16 protein-coding genes and 2 pseudogenes are annotated in these 21,309 nt (G+C 69.0%); 16 read left to right on the forward strand and 2 right to left on the reverse strand.

The annotated features are described in order from the left end of the window. The first annotated feature begins 128 nt into the window (after window positions 1-128). Window positions 129-1,706 carry a DUF222 domain-containing protein gene (locus RBS12_RS08755; protein WP_307965697.1) on the forward strand — a complete coding sequence of 526 codons (1,578 nt, stop codon included), beginning with the start codon at window positions 129-131 and terminating at the stop codon, window positions 1,704-1,706. 57 nt (window positions 1,707-1,763) lie between these two features. Here the strand turns inward: RBS12_RS08755 and RBS12_RS08760 are convergent. Further along, window positions 1,764-1,892: pseudogene (locus RBS12_RS08760) on the reverse strand (bifunctional 5,10-methylene-tetrahydrofolate dehydrogenase/5,10-methylene-tetrahydrofolate cyclohydrolase); the annotation flags it as partial. A gap of 23 nt (window positions 1,893-1,915) precedes the next feature. Further along, window positions 1,916-2,041, reverse strand: a pseudogene (locus RBS12_RS08765) (cyclodeaminase/cyclohydrolase family protein); the annotation flags it as partial. Between the two features lie 357 nt (window positions 2,042-2,398). Here RBS12_RS08765 and RBS12_RS08770 point away from each other — a divergent pair. From RBS12_RS08770 to RBS12_RS08840, 15 genes are all read left to right on the forward strand, one after another. Continuing rightward, window positions 2,399-3,631 (forward strand): FAD-dependent oxidoreductase, encoded by a 1,233-nt coding sequence (locus RBS12_RS08770; protein ID WP_307965698.1) that lies wholly within the window; start codon window positions 2,399-2,401, stop codon window positions 3,629-3,631. Window positions 3,632-3,677: 46 nt separating this feature from the next. Beyond that, window positions 3,678-4,886 carry an aromatic ring-hydroxylating dioxygenase subunit alpha gene (locus tag RBS12_RS08775; protein WP_307965699.1) on the forward strand — a complete coding sequence of 403 codons (1,209 nt, stop codon included), beginning with the start codon at window positions 3,678-3,680 and terminating at the stop codon, window positions 4,884-4,886. 11 nt (window positions 4,887-4,897) lie between these two features. Next, window positions 4,898-5,248 (forward strand): bifunctional 3-phenylpropionate/cinnamic acid dioxygenase ferredoxin subunit, encoded by a 351-nt coding sequence (locus tag RBS12_RS08780; protein ID WP_307965924.1) that lies wholly within the window; start codon window positions 4,898-4,900, stop codon window positions 5,246-5,248. Window positions 5,249-5,286: 38 nt separating this feature from the next. Further along, window positions 5,287-6,960 (forward strand): choline dehydrogenase, encoded by a 1,674-nt coding sequence (gene betA / locus RBS12_RS08785; protein ID WP_307965701.1) that lies wholly within the window; start codon window positions 5,287-5,289, stop codon window positions 6,958-6,960. Further along, entirely contained in the window at window positions 6,957-8,072 is a 1,116-nt protein-coding gene (locus RBS12_RS08790; protein ID WP_307965702.1) for a glycine betaine/L-proline ABC transporter ATP-binding protein, read from the forward strand. Before betA ends, RBS12_RS08790 begins: the two co-directional genes overlap by 4 nt. After that, the gene (locus RBS12_RS08795) at window positions 8,069-10,126 is read left to right on the forward strand and encodes an ABC transporter permease subunit (RefSeq protein ID WP_307965703.1); all 2,058 of its coding nucleotides are present in this window, start codon (window positions 8,069-8,071) and stop codon (window positions 10,124-10,126) included. The genes RBS12_RS08790 and RBS12_RS08795 overlap by 4 nt, the downstream gene beginning before the upstream one ends. A 16-nt stretch (window positions 10,127-10,142) precedes the next feature. Beyond that, entirely contained in the window at window positions 10,143-11,138 is a 996-nt protein-coding gene (locus tag RBS12_RS08800) for an ABC transporter substrate-binding protein (protein WP_307965704.1), read from the forward strand. Continuing rightward, window positions 11,126-12,655 carry an aldehyde dehydrogenase family protein gene (locus RBS12_RS08805; RefSeq protein ID WP_307965705.1) on the forward strand — a complete coding sequence of 510 codons (1,530 nt, stop codon included), beginning with the start codon at window positions 11,126-11,128 and terminating at the stop codon, window positions 12,653-12,655. Before RBS12_RS08800 ends, RBS12_RS08805 begins: the two co-directional genes overlap by 13 nt. Before the next feature lie 77 nt (window positions 12,656-12,732). Continuing rightward, entirely contained in the window at window positions 12,733-13,950 is a 1,218-nt protein-coding gene (fdhA, locus tag RBS12_RS08810; protein ID WP_307965706.1) for a formaldehyde dehydrogenase, glutathione-independent, read from the forward strand. A 211-nt stretch (window positions 13,951-14,161) separates the two neighbouring features. Then, window positions 14,162-14,956, forward strand: a complete 795-nt coding sequence (locus RBS12_RS08815) for a metallophosphoesterase (RefSeq protein WP_307965707.1) — start codon at window positions 14,162-14,164, stop codon at window positions 14,954-14,956. An 85-nt stretch (window positions 14,957-15,041) separates the two neighbouring features. Then, a complete protein-coding gene (locus RBS12_RS08820; protein ID WP_307965708.1) occupies window positions 15,042-16,778 on the forward strand; it encodes an ABC transporter permease subunit in 1,737 nt (578 codons plus the stop codon). 37 nt (window positions 16,779-16,815) lie between these two features. Then, window positions 16,816-18,168, forward strand: a complete 1,353-nt coding sequence (locus RBS12_RS08825) for a nitrate/sulfonate/bicarbonate ABC transporter ATP-binding protein (RefSeq protein ID WP_307965925.1) — start codon at window positions 16,816-16,818, stop codon at window positions 18,166-18,168. Between the two features lie 107 nt (window positions 18,169-18,275). Then, window positions 18,276-19,601, forward strand: a complete 1,326-nt coding sequence (locus tag RBS12_RS08830) for a divalent metal cation transporter (RefSeq protein WP_307965709.1) — start codon at window positions 18,276-18,278, stop codon at window positions 19,599-19,601. A 68-nt stretch (window positions 19,602-19,669) separates the two neighbouring features. Beyond that, complete coding sequence (locus tag RBS12_RS08835; RefSeq protein WP_307965710.1) at window positions 19,670-19,828, forward strand: hypothetical protein; 159 nt, start codon at window positions 19,670-19,672, stop codon at window positions 19,826-19,828. 60 nt (window positions 19,829-19,888) lie between these two features. After that, window positions 19,889-21,280 carry an LCP family protein gene (locus tag RBS12_RS08840; protein ID WP_307965711.1) on the forward strand — a complete coding sequence of 464 codons (1,392 nt, stop codon included), beginning with the start codon at window positions 19,889-19,891 and terminating at the stop codon, window positions 21,278-21,280. Window positions 21,281-21,309 lie beyond the last annotated feature (29 nt).

Here is a 21,309-nt window from a genome sequence, read left to right on the forward strand (position 1 = left end):
GCTGGAAACCTGCGGCAAGCCAATCGCCCGAGCCAGTCGCTCACCCAACAGATCGAATGTATATTCGATTGTAGGGCTTGGCTGTGCTATGATTCGTACATATCTTTGATTGATGTTGGGGGGCATCGATGGCTGCGGACGTGGATTCGAGCACGTCAGGCGCTTGGAGGGCCAGGCCTGAGACTTCGGGGGCGGTGATACTGGTCCCTCGTCCGGGGTCACTGCTTGAGGGCTCGCTTTGGCATCCAGACCCCTCGACACTCTCAGGCGAGGACGCGCGGCGAGCGCTCGCAGATATCGGACGGGCGCGATCATTCCTTGCGGCCCTTGAGGCCCTCGCCGTGGAGCGCATCCGGCTCGCGAGCGAAGAGGAGGCCCGCGAGGTGGCCGCCCGCGCACATTCTGAGAGCCAAGCGGAGCGGTTCGGCGGCGATGTGGGCAGGGCGCTCGCGGTGTCCGAAGTGGCAGTCGCAGAGGGCATCAGCGAGTTCGCCGCCGCGAGGCTCGTCAACTCGTCGGAGGCTCTGTGCGGGCCGCAACAGGCTGTCCTGAGTTGGCTCGAGGGTGGAGTCCTGTCCGAGGCGCACGCGCGGGTCATCACCGACGAGACGTCGACCCTGCCCGAGGCCGTGGCGGAGGAATTCGGGATCGAGTGCCTGCGACGCCTCGAGACGCGCACCGGCCGGCGGCGCACGCCGGGCGAGTTCCGGAAGGCCGTGCGGGCGCTGCGCGAACGGCTCCACCCAGACTCGATCCGGGCCCGACGGGTGCGGGCCGAGCGGGATCGCGGCGTGTGGATCAGGCCCGAACCTGACGGCATGTGCACGCTGACAGCGTTCCTCCCCGCCGAGCTGGGCCTTGCCGCTTACAACCGTGTCGACGCCATCGCCCGATCGCGTCGGGATACCGAGTCAGGGGAAGGCCGCACGCTCCCCCAGCTCCGCGCGGACGAGCTCGCCGGCCTGCTGCTCGTCAACAACGGCGGAAGCTCCGAGCACAGCAATCGCAGCATCGAGCACAGCAACGGCAGCACCGCCCGCGAACGCGATTCCGCACGCATCGGTCGTGAAGTCACCCAGGCCGACGTGCCACGCCCGGCAGCCGAGGTCGTCGTCCATGTCTCAGCGGAGTCACTGCTTGGACTCGCTGAGGAACCGGGCGAACTGGAAGGCTACGGTCCGATCGACGCCGAGACCGCCCGCGCCCTGGCCGTAGACGCGCCCACGTGGCAACTCCTGTCCACGGGAGAAAACGGGGTGCCGCTCTCGCTCGGCCGCACGGCGTACCGACCGCCGAAACGGCTGCGTCGCTTCATCGAGTACCGCGACGGCAGCTGCCAGTTCCCAGGCTGCTTAAGTCCAGCATCGAAGGCCGAGATCGACCACATCGCCGAATGGCAGGACGGGGGCACCACGGACGCGGCCAACCTCCAGGCGCTCTGCAGAAAGCACCACGCCCTCAAGAGTCTTCACCTGTGGAAACCCACTCGGCTCGAGACGGACGGAGGCGCATGGGACGGCGATGTCCTCTGGGTCTCGCCGCTCGGCACACGCGTCCTCGCGGGCCCTGCCGACCGGGAGCTCGTCTCGACAAGCGAGAAGGGACTCGCGCCACCGAAGAGCCAGCAACTCGGGGGCGCGGACAGCAGCGGACTCCGGCCGGCGAAAAGCCCGCAACTCGGGCCGTCCGACCCACCTCCGTTCTGACGCCGCCGCCGTCCTGACGCCGCCGCCGTACGCCGCGACCTCAGCGCCCGCCGCTGTGCTCTGCCTGCGCGCCGCTTCCACGGCGTGGAGCAACAGGAGGGCCGTCGTCACGGTGCCCACGCCGCCAGGAACCGGGGAGAGGCCCGAGGTGACGGCCGCGACTGAGGCGGCGTCGGCGTCGCCCATTCACCAAGGCCGAGGGCCGTGCGCGCGAGGGCATCCGCGGCCTCGAGGATCTCCCGCGTGGCGGCTTCGTGCTCGGCATACTTCGGCCCTTGACCGAAGCGCGCGACCATGCCGATGAGGGCCGCGCCTTGGGCTGCATGGAGAGCCCCTGCGGCGCCTCCTCACGGCGTGGGCTCGCGTGAGGCGAGGCGGCCGAGATAGTCCTTTATGGCTTCGGAACCGATCACGGTTCCTCCTGTGCGGAACGCGGTGGCGGGATCAGAGGCGAGTTCGGAGCTCTCGCCTTCGGAGGCCTCGCACTCTTGATACACGATTGATATATCAGATCATGATATGTGCGGAGGCTGCAGCGGTCAACCCATCTGACGGTGATCCCCCGTTTACAGCGCATTTACAGCGCAGCCCTTGACGTCGACCTGTGAACTGCCTCACTGTTGTGTATGTCGCTTCGTGTTGCATTTACTGCAATTTACCTAGTCCCTCCCCAGTTCGGATGAGAAAGACCCATGAAGACTCTCGCGATTGTCGGATCCTCCCTCGCAGGCCTCTCGGCCGCCCGCGCGGCGCGCTCAGAGGGCTTCGACGGCCGGCTCGTGCTCATCGGCGACGAGCTCCACCGCCCTTACGACCGCCCGCCGCTCAGCAAGGACTTCCTGAGCGGGAAGGTCGGCGCGGACAGCCTCGCGCTCGAGGATCCCGACCAGGACTTGGGCGCCGAATGGCTCCTCGGAACGCGCGCCGAGGCGCTCGACGCAGCTGGCCGGACTGTCGTCCTCGCTGACGGGCGCCGGGTCTCGGCCGACGGCGTCGTCCTCGCCACGGGCTCGACGGCTCGCGTGCTGCCCGGCTTCGAGGGGTTCGAGAACGTCTACACGCTGCGGACGCTCGACGACGCGTGGCGCCTCCGCGACGAGCTTCGCCCGGGAGCCAAGCTGCTCGTCGTCGGTGCGGGACTCATCGGCGCCGAAGTGGCGTCGACAGCGCGGGCCGCGGGAGTCGACGTCGTACTCATCGCCGGTGCGGGCGTTCCGCTCGGCCGCAGCGTCGGCCCGGACATGGGGAGCATCCTTTCCGGACTCCACGCCGTCAACGGCGTCGAGCTCATCCGGGGTGCAACCATCGTCGGCCACCGTGGAGACTCCGGCAAGCGGCTCCGCGCCGTAGAGCTTTCGGACGGGCGCATCATCGAGGCCGACGCCGTTCTCGTCGCGATCGGCGGGGAGCCTGCGACCACCTGGCTCGAAGGCTCGGGAATCCACGTCTCCGACGGGATCGTCTGCGATGACCACGGCCGAACGAACATCCCCGGCGTCGTCGCCGTCGGCGACTGCGCGGCGTGGCACGACCGGCACCTCGGCCGCACTCACCGCCAAGGGCACTGGAACGCCGCACTCACCCAGCCCGCGCGCGCGGTCAAGGCCCTCCTCGGCACCCCCGATCCGGAGCCGCTCTCGACGCTTCCGTACTTCTGGTCCGACCAGTACGGCGTCCGCATCCAGTTCAGCGGGCACGCCGAGCTCGCGGACCGCATCGAGATCGAGGAGGGCGACGCGACGACGCACAGCTTCCTCGCCGCGTACTACCGGGGCGACCAGCCCGTCGCCGTGCTCAGCAGCGCCCAGCCGCGACTCTTCGCGAAGCGCCGGCGCGAGATCGAACGAGCCCAACGCGGCGAAGCTGGCCAACTCGGCGAACCTGGCCAACGCAGCGTCACGGCGGCCGAGCTCTCCGCGAGCTGAGACCACGAACTTCCCGCGACACGAACTACACCTCAGAAGGGACGACATGACTACCTCGACCGATTCGACCGAGAAGCTCGCATCGCAAGGAAGCGGTGCCACGAAGATCTCGGAGAGCCTCATCGCGACCTTGCCGGGCTCCACCTACGTGGAGGAGGCCGTGTTCCGCGCCGAGCAGGAGCGGATCTTCGAGCAGATGTGGTTCTGTGCCATCCGCTCGTCCGACCTCGACAAGGCTGGCGCGTGGCGCACGGTGCAGATCGGCCGCGAAAGCGTGCTGATCTCGCGGACCCGCAAGGGCGAGATCCGCGCCTTCTACAACATCTGCCGCCACCGCGGCGTGAAGCTCTGCATGGAGGAGCAGGGCGAAGCCGCCCGCAACTTCCAGTGCCCGTACCACGCGTGGACCTACGACTTCGAGGGCAAGCTCATCGCCGCGCCCAACCTCACGAAGATGCCGGACATCGACCGGGACACCTACGGCCTCGCGAAGGTCCACCTCCGCGAATACCTCGGCTATGTGTGGGTCTGCCTGGCCGATGAGCCGCCGTCGTTCGAAGAGGACGTCATGGGCGCGATCGAAGAGCGACTCGGCGACGTGCACAAGATCGATGGCTACGACGTCGCGAACCTGAGCCTCGGCCGGCGCATCCGCTACGACGTCAAGGCCAACTGGAAGCTCATCATCGAGAACTTCATGGAGTGCTACCACTGCGCCACGATCCACCCGGAGCTCACCGAGGTCCTCCCCGAGTTCGCCGACGGGCTCGCGGCGCAGTACTTCGTGGGCCACGGCGCCGAGTTCGGCGAGAACATCAAGGGCTTCACGATCGACGGCTCCGAGGGCCTGGACCAGCTCCCGGGCGTTGCGGAGGACCAGGACCGCCGCTACTACGCCATCACCATCAAGCCCACGGTGTTCGTGAACCTCGTTCCCGACCACGTCATCATCCACCGCATGTTCCCGCTCGCAACGGACCGCACGATCGTCGAGTGCGACTGGCTGTACCTCCCCTCGGTCGTGGAGAGCGGGAAGGACGTGAGCGCCTCCGTGGAGCTGTTCCACCGCGTGAACCAGCAGGACTTCGACGCCTGCGAGCGCTGCCAGCCGGCGATGGGCTCCAAGATCTACGCCAAGGGCGGCGTGCTGGTCCCGAGCGAGCACCACATCGGCGCCTTCCACGAATGGGTCATGGAGCGCGTCGGGGAATTCGTGCCGGAGAGCAGCCACGGGACTCGGACGGAAGTGCGATGACAGCCGACGACATGATCCGGGTCTGCCCGCTCTCGCAGCTGGACCGAGGCGACGCAATGCGCCTCGACACGCGTCCGCCGATCGCGCTGTTCCACACCGAAGAGGGCGAGCTGTTCGCGATCGACGACACGTGCACCCACCAAGACGCGTCCCTCACGGACGGCTACGTCGAGGGCTGCGAGGTCGAGTGCCCGCTTCACGCTTCCAAGTTCGATTTGCGGACGGGTATGGTGGACGCTCCGCCGGCCAAGCTGCCGGTCCGCGTACACGCCGTCGAGATTCACGACGGCGACATCTACGTCAAGGAATCCGACGAGGTGCCCAACCTCCCGCCCGGAATCACGATCGACGGCCACGCCTAGACCGCCCGCGCGAGGGCCTCGCCTAAGGAGCGACCAGCATGACAGCCAAAAACTACGACTACATCATTGTCGGCGGTGGCAGCGCCGGCTCCGTCCTCGCGGACAGGCTGAGCGCGGACGGAGACCGCACCGTCCTGGTCCTCGAGGCCGGGCGGAGCGACTACCCCTGGGATCTCTTCATCCAGATGCCCGCCGCCCTCACGTTCCCGAGCGGCAATCCGCTCTACGACTGGCGGTACGAGTCCGATCCCGAGCCGTTCATGGGAGGACGCCGCGTGGCCCACGCGCGCGGCAAGGTCCTCGGCGGATCGAGCTCGATCAACGGCATGATCTTCCAGCGCGGCAATCCGCTCGACTACGAGCGCTGGGGCGCAGATCCGGGCATGGAGTCGTGGGACTTCGCCCACTGCCTCCCGTACTTCAAGCGCATGGAGAACGCCCTCGCCGCCGCGCCCGACGATCCGTACCGCGGCCACGACGGTCCCCTCATCCTCGAGCGCGGCCCCGCAACGAACCCGTTGTTCCAGGCGTTCTTCGACGCCGCCGTCGAGGCCGGCTACCCGCGGACGGACGACGTCAACGGCTTCCGTCAGGAGGGCTTCGGCCCGTTCGACCGCAACGTCCACCGGGGCGAGCGCTACTCGGCGTCCCGCGGCTACCTGCGGCCCGCCCGGAAGCGGGGCAACGTCACGGTCCAGACGCTCGCCTTCGTCACCGGGATCGAGTTCGAGGGAACACGGGCGACGGGCGTGACCTACCGGCGCGGGGGCCAGAACCACACCGTGGGCGGCAGCGAGATCATCCTGTGCGGCGGCGCGTTCAACACCCCACAGCTCCTCCAGCTCGCGGGCATCGGCGACCCCGAGCACCTGCGCTCTGTCGGGATCACGCCGCGCATCGAGCTCCCCGGCGTCGGCGAGAACCTGCAGGACCACCTCGAGGTATACATCCAGCACGCGTGTCTCGAGCCGGTCTCCCAGCAGCCCTCGCTCGATCTGTGGCGCATGCCGTTCATCGGGCTCGAATGGCTCCTCGGCCGGAAGGGCCCCGCGGCGACCAACCACTTCGAGGGCGGCGGCTTCGTGCGCTCGAACGACGACGTCGACTACCCGAACCTCATGTACCACTTCCTCCCGGTCGCCGTCCGCTACGACGGCAAGAAGGCCGAGGTGAAGCACGGCTATCAGGTCCACGTCGGGCCCATGTACTCGGACGTGCGCGGCCACCTCAGGATTCGCTCGTCGGATCCCGCGGCACGCCCCTCGATCTTGTTCAACTACCTCTCGACTGACAACGACCGCCGCGAATGGGTCGAGGCCATCCGAGTTTCCCGCGAGATCCTCCGCCAGCCGGCAATGGCGCCGTTCAACGGCGGCGAGATCTCGCCTGGCGCGAGCGTCACGACCGATCAGGAGATCCTCGACTGGGTCGCCCGCGACGCCGAGACGGCCCTCCACCCCTCGTGCACGGCGAAGATGGGCCCGGCCTCGGACCCCCTCGCCGTCGTCGATCCGCTCACGATGAAGGTGCACGGCACCGAGGGGCTCCGCGTCGCGGACGCCTCCGCGATGCCCTACGTGACCAACGGCAACATCTTCGCGCCCGTCATGATGCTCGCGGAGAAGGCCGCGGACCTCATCCTCGGCCGGGATCTCCCCGCGGAGCCCGAGCCCTTCTACCGCCACCGCCACCAGTTCAAGGAGGCATCATGAGCGCCTCGGTCATAGACCCTACGAGTTCACGCCGCGCGGCCCGCAGCGCGGACACGGGCGAACCCGCCCTCAAAGTGGACGGGCTGTGGAAGATCTTCGGCCCGAAGGCCGACAAGATCCTCGGCACCCCGGACGAACAGCTCACCCGCAAGGAGCTCCAGGTCAAGACCGGCTGCCTCGCGGCCGTGAAGGACGTCTCCTTCGAGGTTGCGCAGGGCGAGGTCTTCGTCGTCATGGGCCTCTCCGGCTCGGGCAAGTCGACGCTCGTGCGCCTCCTCACGCGGCTCATCGAGCCGACGTCGGGCACGGTCACGATCGACGGCGAGGACGTCACCCGCGCGAGCAAGACCAAGCTGCGGGCCCTGCGCCGCAACCACATGGCCATGGTCTTCCAGCAGTTCGGGCTCCTTCCCCATCGGAAGGTCATCGACAACGTGGCCTACGGCCTCGAGGTCCGCGGCGAGGGCAAGTCCAAGCGCCTCGCCCGGGCGCAGGAGATGGTCGAGCTCGTGGGCCTCTCCGGGTACGAGCGCTCGTTCCCGGACCAGCTCTCGGGCGGCATGCAGCAGCGCGTCGGCCTGGCCCGCGCCCTCGCGGTCGACCCCCAGGTCCTCCTCTTCGACGAGCCGTTCTCCGCCCTCGATCCCCTCATCCGCCGCGACATGCAGAACGAAGTGTGCCGCCTCCACGAGGAGGTCGGGAAGACCATGGTCTTCATCACGCACGACCTTCAGGAGGCGCTCAAGCTCGGCGACCGCATCCTCATCATGCGCGACGGCGAGATCGTCCAGATCGGCACCCCCGCGGAAGTCGTCGCGAACCCGGCCGACGACTACGTGCGGGACTTCGTCTCCGAGGTTCCCCGCTCGCATGTCCTGACGCTCCGCTACGTCGTGCGGCCGCCGCGCGACGGCGAGTCCCTTGACGGGCCCATCATGCAGGCGAACCGGATCGTCCGCGACGCCGCGCAGCAGGTCCTGCACTCCGCGCTCCCCGTGCGGGTGTACGACGGCGACCGCTTCCTCGGCGTGGTTGACGACGACGACATCCTGCGCGTCGTCGTCGCCGAGGAGTCACCCGACGCGGCCGCAGGCAAGGAGCGCGCGCGATGAGCACGATCGCCGGGGCGCGCGAGCGCGCCGCCGAACCGGCCACGCGCCCGCCGACAGCTGTGCCGGGCGAACCCGCGCCGCGAGAAAAGGCGGGAGCGCTCCTCCGCCGCCGCTGGCGGCCTCTCCTGCTCGCCGCCGTCGTCGTCGTATGGCTCGTGCTGTGGGCGGTCCTGAAGGGAACGCAGACGCTCGAGCTCGGCGGCGCCGAGAAGACCGGCGTCCACCTCTGGCTCAACAGCCTGCGCGACGCCTTCGACGCCGCGCGCACCAACTCGGCGTTCTTCGAGTACGTCGTCCAGCCCATCACCGACGGCATCAACGGCCTCGTCACGTTCCTGCAGAACCTCTTCAGCCAGGCGCCCGCGGGGCGGCCCGTGCCCCAGGTGGGGTGGCTCGGCGTCGTCGTCCTCCTCGCGTGGGTGACGTTCGCGTTCGCCGGGTTGCGCTCGATGCTCCTCGTCGCGGCCAGCGTGCTCCTGTTCGGCTTCTTCGGCTACTGGCAGCAGAGCCTCGACACACTCATCGTGACGTTCGTCGCCGTCGGCCTCTGCACGGTCCTCGGCCTCCCGCTCGGTATCTGGATGGCCCGCAGCCGCCGTGCGTCGACGGCCATCACGCCCGTGCTGGACCTCATGCAGACCCTCCCCTCGTTCGCGTATCTCGCGCCGCTTGCCCTCGTGTTCGGCATCGGCCCCGCGGCCGCGATCATCACGACGATCATCTACGCCCTTCCGCCGCTCGTGCGCATCACCGAGCACGGCATCCGGAACGTCTCTCCGACAACGCTCGAGGCGGTCACCTCAATGGGCGGCACGGCGTGGCAGACCCTGACCAAGGTGCAGCTTCCCATGTCGCGCCGCACGATCGTCGTCGGCATCAACCAGTCCACGATGGCCGCACTCTCCATGGCCACGATCGCCGCGCTCATCAACGGCCCCGGCCTGGGCCAGCCGGTTCTCCAGGCCCTGCAGTCGCTCGACGTCGGCTCGGCCTTCGTCTCGGGCCTCGCGATCGTCCTCATGGCGATCATGCTCGACCGGACGACGACGGCCGCCTCCGAGCGCTCGAGCATCGCGGCCCGCGTGCAGCGCGGGGGCGGGGCCCTCCGCGGCCCCCGCCGACGGCGCCTCGTCGTCGTCGCGGGCGCCGTCATCGCCGCGATTGCCATCTATCTCTCGCACAGCTACCTCACGCTCGCGCAGTTCCCGGCGTCGCCCAATCTGGGGTCCCCGCTCGCGACGGCGGTCTCGACCATCGTGCAGTGGATCGTGACGACGTTCGCCGGCTTCACCGGGTGGCTCAAGGACACGGTCACCGCGCTCCTTGTCAACCCGCTCGAGTCGCTCCTCGCGCAATCGCCGTGGTGGGTCCTGGCCTTCGTGCTGCTCGGCGTCGCCCTCGCGCTCGGCGGGCTGCGGGCGGCGGCCATCACGGTCGTGTGCGAAGCAGTCATCCTCGGGACCGGCCTCTGGAACGAGAGCATGAAGACGCTCGCGACGACGCTCGTGGCGACGCTCCTCGTGGTGCTCGTGGCGCTGGTCATCGGCGTGTGGATGGGCCGGAACAAGCTCGCCGACTCGGTCATCCGGCCGATTCTCGACGCGTTCCAGACCATCCCGTCGTTCGTCTACCTCGTACCCGCCCTCGCACTGTTCGGCCCCACGCGCTTCACGGCCATCGTCGCCGCGTTCGCGTACGGCGTGCCGATCGCCACGAAGCTCGTCGCGGACGGCATCCGCGGCGTCTCGCCCGTGACCGTCGAGGCCTCGGAATCGATGGGGACCACGTCGTGGCAGATGGTCTCGAAGGTCCAGCTGCCCATGTCCCGCGCAGCGGTGGTCCTCGCCGCGAACCAGGGACTCCTGTACGTGCTGTCCATGGTCGTCGTCGGCGGCCTCGTGGGCGGCGGCGGGCTCGGCTACCTCGTCGTGTCCGGGTTCTCTCAGAGCCAGCTCTTTGGCAAGGGGCTTGCCGCCGGGATCGCCATCACGGCCCTCGGCGTCATGCTCGACCGCATCACCCAACACACCGCTGCCCGCCTGGGCCGCGCCTGACAAAGGAAGAAATCCGATGAAAAAGTGGATTGAAATCTGTGGGGGTCTGGAAAAAAGGACGAAGAAGAAGGCGTTCGCCGCCGTCGTCCTGACTGCGGTGCTGGGGCTCACCGCCTGCGGAGGCGGGGACATCTCGAGCGCCTCGAACGGCGGAGGGAGCTCCGCGAAGTGCGGCGCGTTCAATGTCGCCGTGAACCCGTGGGTCGGCTACGAGGCGGACGCGTACGTCGTCGGCACCGTGGCGAAGGCGAAGCTCGGCTGCACCGTCAATTACAAGACCCTCAAAGAAGAGGTGTCGTGGCAGGGCTTCGGCAGCGGCGAGGTGGACGCCGTCCTCGAGAACTGGGGCCACCCCGAGCTCGTGGACAAGTACATCAAGCAGCAGAAGACCGCGGTCGACGCCGGGCCCACGGGCAACACCGGCGTGATCGGCTGGTATGTTCCGCCGTGGATGGCCAAGAAGTACCCGGACATCGCGGACTCCAAGAACCTGAACAAGTACGCCGACATGTTCAAGACGTCCGAGTCCGGCGCCCAGGGCCAGCTCCTGGACGGCGACCCCTCGTACGTGACCAACGACGAGGCCCTCGTGAAGAACCTCGGCCTCAACTTCAAGGTCGTGTACGCGGGCAGCGAGCCTGCCCTCATCCAGGCGTTCCGCCAGGCCGAGCAGAACCACACCCCGCTCATCGGCTACTTCTACGAGCCGCAGTGGTTCCTGAACGAGGTCCCCCTCGCGAAGGTCAACCTCCCCGCCTACACGGACGGCTGTGACGCCGACGCCGCCAAGGTCGCGTGCGACTACCCGAAGTACGACCTCAACAAGATCGTCTCGACCAAGTTCGCCAACTCCGGCAGCCCCGCGTACAACCTGGTCAAGAACTTCAAGTGGACGAACGAGGACCAGAACGCGGTGGCCGGCTACATCGCGAAGGACAACATGAGCCCGGACGCGGCGGCCCAGAAGTGGATCGACGCGAACGCGGACAAGGTGGCGGCGTGGCTGAAGTAGCGACGCTTGCCGGCGCTGCCAGGTCCGTCGGTGAGGATGCGGTAAAAGGCCTCTTCATCGACGGCGCCTGGCAGCAGGCGGCCGACGGCGGGACCACCACCGTGCGCTGCCCCGCGGACGGGCGTGAGGTCGCCGTGGTCGTCTCGTCGACGCCGAAGGACGCGGAGCGCGCGATCGCCAGCGCGCGCTCCGCGTTCGACGGCGGCCCCTGGCGGCGGCTTACGGACCTCGAGCGCGGCGCGGTCATGCTGCGCGTGGCCGAGCTCCTCGAGCGGGACAAGGCGGTGTACGCGCAGGCCGAGGCGCTCGACACGGGCAAACGGCTCGTCGAGGCCGAGTACGATCTCGACGACATCGCGGCGTGCTTCCGGTATTACGGGAAGATCGCGGGCCTCGACGCGGGGCGCGTGATCGACACCGGGAGGCCGAACGCCATCAGCCGGGTCGTGTACGAGCCGCTCGGGGTGTGCGCCCTCATCGCGCCCTGGAACTATCCGCTGCTCCAGGCGGCGTGGAAGGTCGCCCCGGCCCTCGTAGCCGGCAACTCGTTCGTCCTCAAGCCGAGCGAGCTCACGCCGTCGACCTCGATCCTGCTCATGGAGACCCTCGCGGAGGCTGGCGTGCCCGCCGGCGTTGCGAACCTCGTGACCGGCACCGGGTCCAAGGTGGGCGGCCCGCTCAGCTCGGACCCGCGCGTCGACCTCGTCTCGCTCACGGGCAGCCTCCGCACTGGGCAGACGATCATGGCCGCCGCGGCGGAGACCGTGAAGCGCGTCGCGTTCGAGCTCGGCGGGAAGAACCCCAACGTCGTCTTCGCGGACGCGGATTGGGACGCCGCCGTCGACAACGCGCTCACCGCCGTCTTCCTGCACTCGGGGCAGGTCTGCTCGGCGGGGGCACGGCTCGTCGTCGAGGAGACGATCGCGGAGCGCTTCGTCGCGGAGGTCGTGGAGCGAGCGCGCAAGATCCGGATGGGCGGCCCGTTCGATCCGGGCGCCGAGACGGGGCCGCTCATCTCGGCGAAGCAGCGCGAACAGGTCCACGCCTACGTCCAGGCGGGAGTCGCCGAGGGGGCCGAGCTCCTGTGCGGGGGTTACATCCCCGACGAAGGCCCGCTCGCGGACGGCTACTTCTACCCGCCCACCGTGCTGGGCAACTGCCGTTCGGGCATGAGCGTGGTCCGCGAGGAATCGTTCGGGCCCGTGCTCACCGTCGAGACGTTCCGCGACGAGGCCGAGGCCATCGCGATCGCGAACGACACCGAGTACGGACTGGCCGGGGCGGTGTGGACTCAGGACGCGTCGAAGGCCCAACGGGTCGCGGGCGCGCTCCGGCACGGGACCGTGTGGATCAACGATTACCACCCCTACGTGCCGCAGGCCGAGTGGGGAGGCTTCGGGAAGTCCGGAATCGGCCGGGAGCTCGGCCGTGCCGGGCTCGACGAGTACCGCGAGGCCAAGCACATCTGGCAGAACCTCGCCCCGGCGCCGAGCGGCTGGTTCGGCGGGGGCGGCTAGGGAATCAGGCGACTGGCAAATCAGGCCGAGCGATCCAGGCCGACGAGGAATCAGCACGACTACCGAAAGGACGGACCATGGCAGGAAACAGAGCGGTTGCCTACAAGGAACCCGGTGTTGTGGAAGTTATCGACACTGACTACCCGACGTTCGAGCTCAAGGACGGGCCCGGGGTCAATCCCCTCAACGTGGGCCGGAGGGTCCCGCACGGGGTGATCCTGCGGACCGTGTCGACCAACATCTGCGGCTCGGACCAGCACATGGTCCGCGGCCGGACGACCGCCCCGCGAGATCTCGTGCTGGGCCACGAGATCACCGGCGAGGTCGTCGAGGTCGGCCGGGACGTGGAGTTCATCCGGGTCGGGGACATCGTCTCGGTCCCGTTCAACATCTCCTGCGGCCGCTGCCGGAACTGCAAGGAGCGCAAGACCGGGATCTGCCTCAACGTCAATCCCGACCGGCCGGGGTCCGCCTACGGATACGTGGACATGGGCGGCTGGGTCGGCGGGCAGGCCGAGTACGTCCTGGTTCCGTACGCGGACTGGAACCTGCTCAAGTTCCCGGATCGGGACCAGGCCCTCGAGAAGATCATGGACCTGACCATGCTCTCGGACATCTTCCCGACCGGCTTCCACGGCGCCGTGACCGCCGGGGTCGGGGTCGGCTCGACCGTGTACATCGCCGGGGCCGGGCCGGTGGGGCTCGCGGCCGCCGCCGGGGCGCAGCTCCTCGGTGCCGCCGTCGTCATCGTCGGGGACATGAACGAGGACCGCCTCGCCCAGGCCCGCTCCTTCGGCTGCGAAACGGTCAACGTGTCCCAGGGCGACCCCCGGGACCAGATCGAGCAGCTCCTGGGCGTGCCCGAAGTGGACTGCGGGGTCGACGCCGTCGGCTTCGAGGCCCGCGGCCACGGCAAGGACGCCTCCCACGAGGCCCCCGCGACCGTGCTCAACTCGCTCATGGACCTCACCGCCGCGGGCGGCGCGCTGGGCATCCCCGGCCTCTACGTCACGGGCGACCCGGGCGGGATCGACGAGGCCGCCCGGCACGGCTCCCTCTCCCTGTCCCTCGGCACCGGCTGGGCCAAGTCCCTCTCCTTCACCACCGGCCAGTGCCCCGTCATGAAGTACAACCGCCAACTGATGATGGCGATCCTGCACGAGAAGGTCCAGATCGCCAAGGCCGTCAACGCCAAGGCCATCACGCTCGAGGAAGCGCCCCGAGGCTACGCCGAATTCGACGCCGGCGCCGCGACCAAGTACGTCCTCAACCCCAACGGCTACATCAAGAACTGAAGCCCGCGACGGCACAGCCGTCCCTGAGCCGCATAACCGTCCCTCCCACCGGGATCTACGGGACGGTTATGCCCGCAACCGACGGTTGTGAAGCTCGGGGACGGCTGTGTGTGCGAGCCCGACGTGATTTCCCCCACCGGCAGCCCGGAAGCACCGAACTGGTCCCACCCCGCATGGAAGAATCGGCTGCGACGCTCGCCGGGAGGGGCATATGAAGATCTTGATCACCGGTGACTGGCACCGGGACGCCCACTGGGCAGTCGAGACCATCAAGGCGGCCCATCAGCAGGGCATCCAGCATCTGATCCACCTCGGCGATCTCGGCGCCTTCTGGCCGACCGACTACCCCGAGCTCCCGAGCCGCGAGAACCCCTTGGGCCGTGCCTACGGCTTCACGCGCTCGGTGGCGGACGCCGTCCGGGCCGCGAAGCTGCGCTTCCTGTTCATCGACGGGAACAACGACAATCACGAGTTCCTCGCCCGCCTGCCGCGTCGGCGCGGGGGAAGCGCCGACATGATGGGGCTCACGTACGTTCCCCGCGGAACGCGATTCCGGCTTGGCGGCCGACGCTTCGGCGCGCTGGGCGGCGCGTACTCGGTCGACCGAGCACAGCGCCGCCACCACGTGGACTGGTGGCCGGAGGAAGACGTCACGCCGGACGACGTCCGCCGCCTCGGCAGCAAGCCGCTCGACGTGCTGCTCGCACACGAGGTGCCCTCCGGCGTCGGCCTCCCGTTCCCCTACCGGCTGCATCCCGACGCCGCCGCCGTCGCGCATCGGAGCCGCGAATTCGTCCAGGCGGCCCTCGACGCGACCCAGCCGCAGCAGATGTTCTCGGGCCATTGGCATCAGCGCCTCACCGTCGATGTCCCCGGGACCAAGACGGCCCTGCACGTCTTGGACAAGCAGCGCAGGGCCGGCAACTCGGTTGTCCTGGACACGAAGACGCTGGGTGTCGAGCCGTTCATTCGCCCCGCGGCGGCCGGGCAGACGGCGCCGGCCTGACTTCACGCGCCGTTAACCCGGCCGTGCTCTATTGGGCGCGTGCCCGAACACGGTGGGCACCGCGCGCGTGTCCTCAGGAGGTTCCATGCCGCTGCTGCGCCAAGTCCCGGGCGTCGGCGCCCTGTCGCGACCGCGTCTCCGGTGGGCCGACGTCCTCATCGGCGCGGGCATCGCCGTCGTCTTCTATCTCGTCGTCAAGGCCTCGCTCGGCGCGGCCGCGCCCATCAACCTCGAGACCGCGCCCCAATCGGTATCGACCGATCCGGCGAATCTCCCCTATTACGCGCTCCGCTCGCTCCTGCGCATGTTCGCGGCCCTCGCGGCGTCCACGGTCTTCACCTTCGTCGTCTCGACGGCCGCGGCGCGGCTCCCCCGGGCCGAGAAGATCATCCTCCCCGCGCTCGACATCCTCCAGTCGGTGCCCATCCTGGGCTTCCTGTCGGTGACGGTAACCGGATTCATCGCGATGTTCCCGGGCTCGACGCTCGGACTCGAGGCGGCCTCGGTGTTCGCGATCTTCACGTCGCAGGCGTGGAATATGGCCTTCTCGTTCCACTCTTCCCTCGTGGCCCAGGCCAGCGATCTCGACGAAGCGGCCCGGCTCATGCGCCTCACGAAGTGGCAGCGCTTCTGGAAGGTCGACGTCCCGTCAGGGATGATCCCGCTGGTCTGGAACGGGATGATGAGCTTCGGCGGCGGCTGGTTCTTCCTCGCCGCGTCCGAGGCCATCAGCGTGGGCAACAACTCGTACGCCCTGCCGGGAGTCGGCGCCTACGTCGCCGCGGCAGTCGGCGCCGGCGAGCTCGACCACGTCTGGTGGGCCATCGCGACGATGGCGGTCATGGTCCTCGGCGTGAACTTCCTGTTCTGGCGGCCGCTCGTCGCGTGGACGGAGAGGTTCCGACAGGAGGACACGGCAGCGGCAGATCGTCCCCGCAGCGTCGTGCTCGAGGTCCTGTCCCATTCGACGATCCCGCGCGGGCTGGGCCGGGCCTTCGCTCCGGTCGGGCGCGGGCTCGACGCCGCGATGCGGCCCTTCGGGGTCGCCGAGCACCCGCTCTTCGTTCCCGCCATCCGGCGTCGCGCGACCGACGTCGTGCTCATCGTCCTCGTGGCCGCCGCCATCGCGTACGGGGCGTATTGGGCCTATGACTTCATCAGCTCGAACATCGGCCTCGGCTCGTTCGGCGAAGCCTTCGTTCTGGGGCTCGTGACGCTCCTGCGTGTCGCCGTCATCATCGTCCTCGCAACCATCGTGTGGGTGCCGGTCGGCGTGTGGATCGGGATGAGCCCGAAGATCAGCCGCCTCGCACAGCCCGTCGTCCAGCTGCTCGCGAGCTTCCCCGCGAACTTCCTCTTCCCGTTCGCGATCGCGTTCTTCGTGGCCACGAACATCCCGCTCGACGTCGGCGGGATCCTCCTCATGGCCCTGGGCTCGCAGTGGTACATCCTCTTCAACGTCATCGCGGGGGCGAGCGCGATCCCGACCGACCTCCGCCAGGCGATGGAGAGCTTCGGCCTGAGCCGCTGGCAGCGCTGGCGCCGGCTCATCCTGCCGGCGATCTTCCCGTCCTTCGTGACGGGCGGCATCACCGCAGCCGGGGGCGCGTGGAACGCCTCGATCGTCGCCGAAGTCGTGACGTACAACCACGAGACCATCACGGCCACGGGGCTCGGCGCCTACATCGCCCAGGCCACGAGCTCCGGCGACATGGCGCGCGTGCTCGTGGGCGTCATCGTGATGTCCGTCTTCGTCGTGGGCCTCAACCGCCTCTTCTGGCGGCGCCTTTACAAGATCGCGGAAACCCGCTTCTCCCTCTGACCCTCGCTTCTCCAACCGGCAGGAGGCCCCCGTGAGCATGACCGCCACGGCCACCGAACTCATCACGGTCGCCAACGTCAGCAAGTCGTTCGCGACAGACGGCGGCGAGAAGACCGTCCTCTCCGACATCAGCCTGACCATCCGCGAGGGCGAGATCGTCGCGCTCCTCGGCCGCTCGGGGTCCGGGAAGAGCACGCTCCTCCGGTGCATCGCGGGGCTCATCGGGCCGACGGCGGGCCGCGTCGCCTACCGCGGGACGCGGCTCAACGGCGCCAACCCTGGCACGGCCCTCGTGTTCCAGTCGTTCGCCCTGCTTCCGTGGTTCACGGTCCTCGAGAACGTCGAGCTCGGTCTCGAGGCCAAGGGCGTGAAGCCGGCCGAGCGGCGCGAGCGCGCCCTCCGCGCCATCGACGTCATCGGCCTCGACGGCTTCGAATCCGCCTACCCGAAGGAGCTTTCAGGCGGGATGCGGCAGCGCGTCGGGTTCGCGCGCGCGCTCGTCGTCGAGCCGGACGTGCTCCTCATGGACGAGCCGTTCTCCGCGCTCGACGTGCTCACGAGCGAGAATCTCCGGTCCGAGCTCGTGCGCATGTGGGCCGACGGCTCGATGCCCACGAAGACTGCCCTCATCGTGACCCACAACATCGAGGAGGCCATCCAGCTCGCGGATCGCGTCCTGGTCCTCGACTCGAATCCCGGGCGCATCAAGGCCGAGCTCGCCGTCGGCCTTCCGAAGCCGCGCGATCGGCGCAGCCCCGAGTTCGAGGCCCTCGTCGACGAGGTCTACGGCATCCTCACGGGGCAGAAGGCCGAGGCACGGCGCACCACCGGCGAAAGCACGACGACGACGGCGCCTTCCGGGCCAGGCCTCGAGACTCCCCTTCCGACCGCGAGCACGGGCGCGATCGGCGGCCTCCTCGAGCTCCTCGCCGCGCATGGCGGCACGGAGGGCCTCGCGGAGATCGCGGACGAGCTCCGCTACGAGATCGACGACCTCCTCCCCGTCGTCGATGCCGCGAACCTGCTCAACCTCGCGCGGCCCCAGGGCCCGGACCTCCGCATCACGGAGCAGGGGCGGCGCTACGCGGCGTCCGATCTCCTCCGCGCCAAGGAGCAGTTCGCAACGCTTGCGGTGGAGGCCGCTCCCCTCGTCCGGCACATCGTGCGTGCGCTCCGGCACAGCGACTCGGGCTCCCTCCGCGCCGACGACGTCCTCACGGAGCTCAAGGCCCTGTACGGCGACGAGGCCGAGCAGCAGCTCGACACGGCCATCGACTGGGGACGCTACGGCGAGCTCTACGAGTTCGATTCCGACTCCGACCGGCTCCTCCTGCCGACGCACCCCGACGCCGCCGCCGGGGCCGACCACCGCGATGCGCACGAGGGCTGACGCGTCGGTTTTCTGGGTCTTCGGACGTCACAGGGGTGGCGCGCTCGCGCGCAGTGGTTTAGGAACTCCATAATCTGTTTGTGAGGCCGCCCGTAGAGTCGCCCCCGATGAGGGGATCCACCGAAGACGCCGCCCGCGCCCGTGACCGGAGCGCGGTCCTCGTCGCGCGCCGCGGGGGTCGCCGCTACCGTCTCCTCTGGCTTCTCGCGGGGCCCGGAATCCTGGCCATGCTCGGCGAGAACGACGGCCCGAGCATGATCTCCTACGCCGTCTCCGGAGCGGGGTACGGGCTCGGGTTCTTCCTGCCGTTCACGATCGCGCTGTTCGCCGTCGCCTTCGTCTGCCAGGAGATGGCGATGCGGGTCGGCGCGGTGACGGGACGGGGCTTCGGAGAACTCATCCTGAAGCGATACGGTCCCGGATGGGGCTGGTTCGGCGCGGCCGATCTCGCCGTGACCAACCTCGTGACACTCGTCGCCGAGTTCGCGGCGATCAGGATCGGCCTCGCGTACTTCGGCTACCCCGCGTGGACCGCGGCGGCCCTCGGAATGGCCCTCGTGGTCGCCACGTCGGTCCTGGGGCGATACCGGAGGTGGGAGCGCACGGTGCTCGGCCTGGCCGCGTTCAATGCGCTGTTCCTCGTCGCGGCGATCCTCGTGCGACCCGCCCCGGCAGGCGTGGGCCAGGCTATCGCGACGTGGTCCCCGCTGCCGGACGGCAGCCCGGTCACGCTTCTCCTGCTCCTCACATCCACGATCGGGGCGACGGTCACCCCGTGGATGGTGTTCTTCCAGCAGAGCGCCTCGGCGGACAAGGGCCTCACGCGCGCCGATGTACGCTACGGGCGCGTCGAGACGGGCCTCGGGGCGGCTCTCGCGGCCGTGTTCGGCGCCTCCGCCGTCGTCGTCGGAGCCGTGCTGGCCGGCCCCGGTGGCGGCGATCAGCCGGTATCCTCCGACGCGATCCCCGCTCTCCTCGACCGCGCCGCGGGAACACCCGTCGGGGCCATCTTCGCGCTCGGCCTGATCGAGGCCGGCGCGGTCGCCCTCCTCACGATTTCGGCCAGCACCTCGTATGCGATCGCGGAAAGCCTGGGCCGCCCGCACAGCTTCAACGGCCCCACGCGCAGGGCAGTCGTGTTCCATTCGGTGAACTTGGCGACGGCGGCGCTCGCCGCCGCCGTCGTGCTCATTCCCGGCGCCCCACTCGTCGCGATCGCGCTCAACGCCAATGTGCTGGCGACGGTCCTCCTGCCCGTCACACTGACGTTCCTGCTCATGCTCGCGGCCGACCGCCAGCTCATGGGCGCCGCGGCGAACACGCGGCCGATGACGATCACGGCGGTCGCCGTCGTCGTCCTCATCGCGCTGTGCGCGGGCGCGTACGCGGTCGCGTCCTTCCTCGAAACCCTCGGCGTCCTGCCGCATCCCTAGTCGCCGATCGCACGATCCGCCGATCCGGCACGAGAACCGGACGCGGCCCGAGAACCGATGGAGAGTCCATGAGAGAACCCGACGCCCCGATCGTCCCGGTGCCGGTTGCGCGGGCCGTGCTCACCCCGCGGACGCGAGCGGCGCTGCTGTGCCTCCGGGTTCTGGCCCTCGCCCTGGCCGCGATGGTCGTGTACACGTTCGTCGCCAACGTCGCGGCGGGTCCCTGATCTCGGTCTCAGGTTGTGAGGCTACAATCCATCAATTCCTTCGCGCGACGAGAGATATCCATGCAGCATGATCGGCGTACGCCCGCGAGCCCCGAAGGGACGGGCGCCGCAGCCCTCCCCGGGCGCCATTTCCGTGTCCCCCGCAGGTGGCCCAAGGTCCTGCTCGGCGCAGGCCTCACGGCGGCGGTCGCGGTCGCGGGAGGGATCGTGTACGCCGGCGCCACTGCGGTGCAGATCAACAGCAACATCCACCGATCGGGCATCCTTGTGGACCCCGCGCAGTCCATCCAGGCCGTGCCGAAGCTGACGGCGGACACGAACATCCTCATCATGGGCATGGACTCTCGCCTCGGAGAGGACGGGAAGCCCCTTCCGCAGGACGTCTACGACGCGCTGCACGCGGGCGGCGACGACGTCGGCGGGTACAACTCCAACGTGCTCATGCTCGTGCACATCCCGGCCGACGGATCCAAGGCGACGGCAATCTCGATTCCCCGCGACGACTACGTGGTCACCGCAGGATTCCCGGGGGCCGGGTTCAAGGCCAAGATCAAGGAGGCCTACGGCTACGCCCTCGCGGCCGAGCAGGCCACGCTGCTGCGGCAGGGCAAGCCCAACGACGACGCGACCTACCAAGAGTCACGCGATGCCGGCCGCAAGGCGGAGATCGCGACGGTCACGAAGTTCCTCGGCAGCGTGCACATCGACCATTTCGTCGAGGTCACAATGGCCGCGTTCTATCAGGTCGCGCAGGTCATCGCACCGATCACCGTGTGCATCAACCGCGCAACGAAGGACACGTTCTCCGGGGCCGACTTCAAGGCCGGGACGCAGCAGATCGACGCGAAGCAGGCTGTCGCGTTCGTCCGCCAGCGCCGGGACACGAGCGACCCGTACTACTTCTTCACGGACCTGGACCGCGAGCGGCGGCAGCAGGCGTTCATCGCCTCAGTCCTCCACCAGCTCAAGCAGGCCGGCACCCTGACCGACATCCCGAAGATGCAGAGCGTGTTCGACGCCGTGAGCAAGAACATCGCCGTCGACTCGGGACTGGATCTCATCCAGCTCGCCCAGCAGGCCACGTCCCTCACGGGCGGCAACATCTCGTTCACGACCCTCCCGATCACCGGCTTCGGGACGTCGCCCGAGGGGGCGTCGATCAACACCGTGGATGTCGCGCAGGTGCAGGCCACGGTCAAGTCCCTGCTCGCGCCGCCGTCGGCCTCGGCGACGCCGACGCCCGGCTCCTCGACGGCGGCCGCGGTCCCCGCCGTCGTCGGAACGCCGGCTGCCACGGACCCCGCGGCGACAACGCCGTCTGGGGTGGCTCCCGGCGCGCCCGCCGGGTCGGGAGCAGGAGGGGCGACGACGGCGACCCCATCGCCCACGCAGAACAGCTATGCGGACTGGACGGGCGCACTCCAGGGCGGCGGCATTCCCTGCGTCAAGTAGGGCAAAAGCACAGCTTCCGACCCGGCCGC

Source organism: Sinomonas sp. ASV322 (assembly GCF_030908245.1).
In the GTDB taxonomy this organism is placed as follows: domain Bacteria; phylum Actinomycetota; class Actinomycetes; order Actinomycetales; family Micrococcaceae; genus Sinomonas.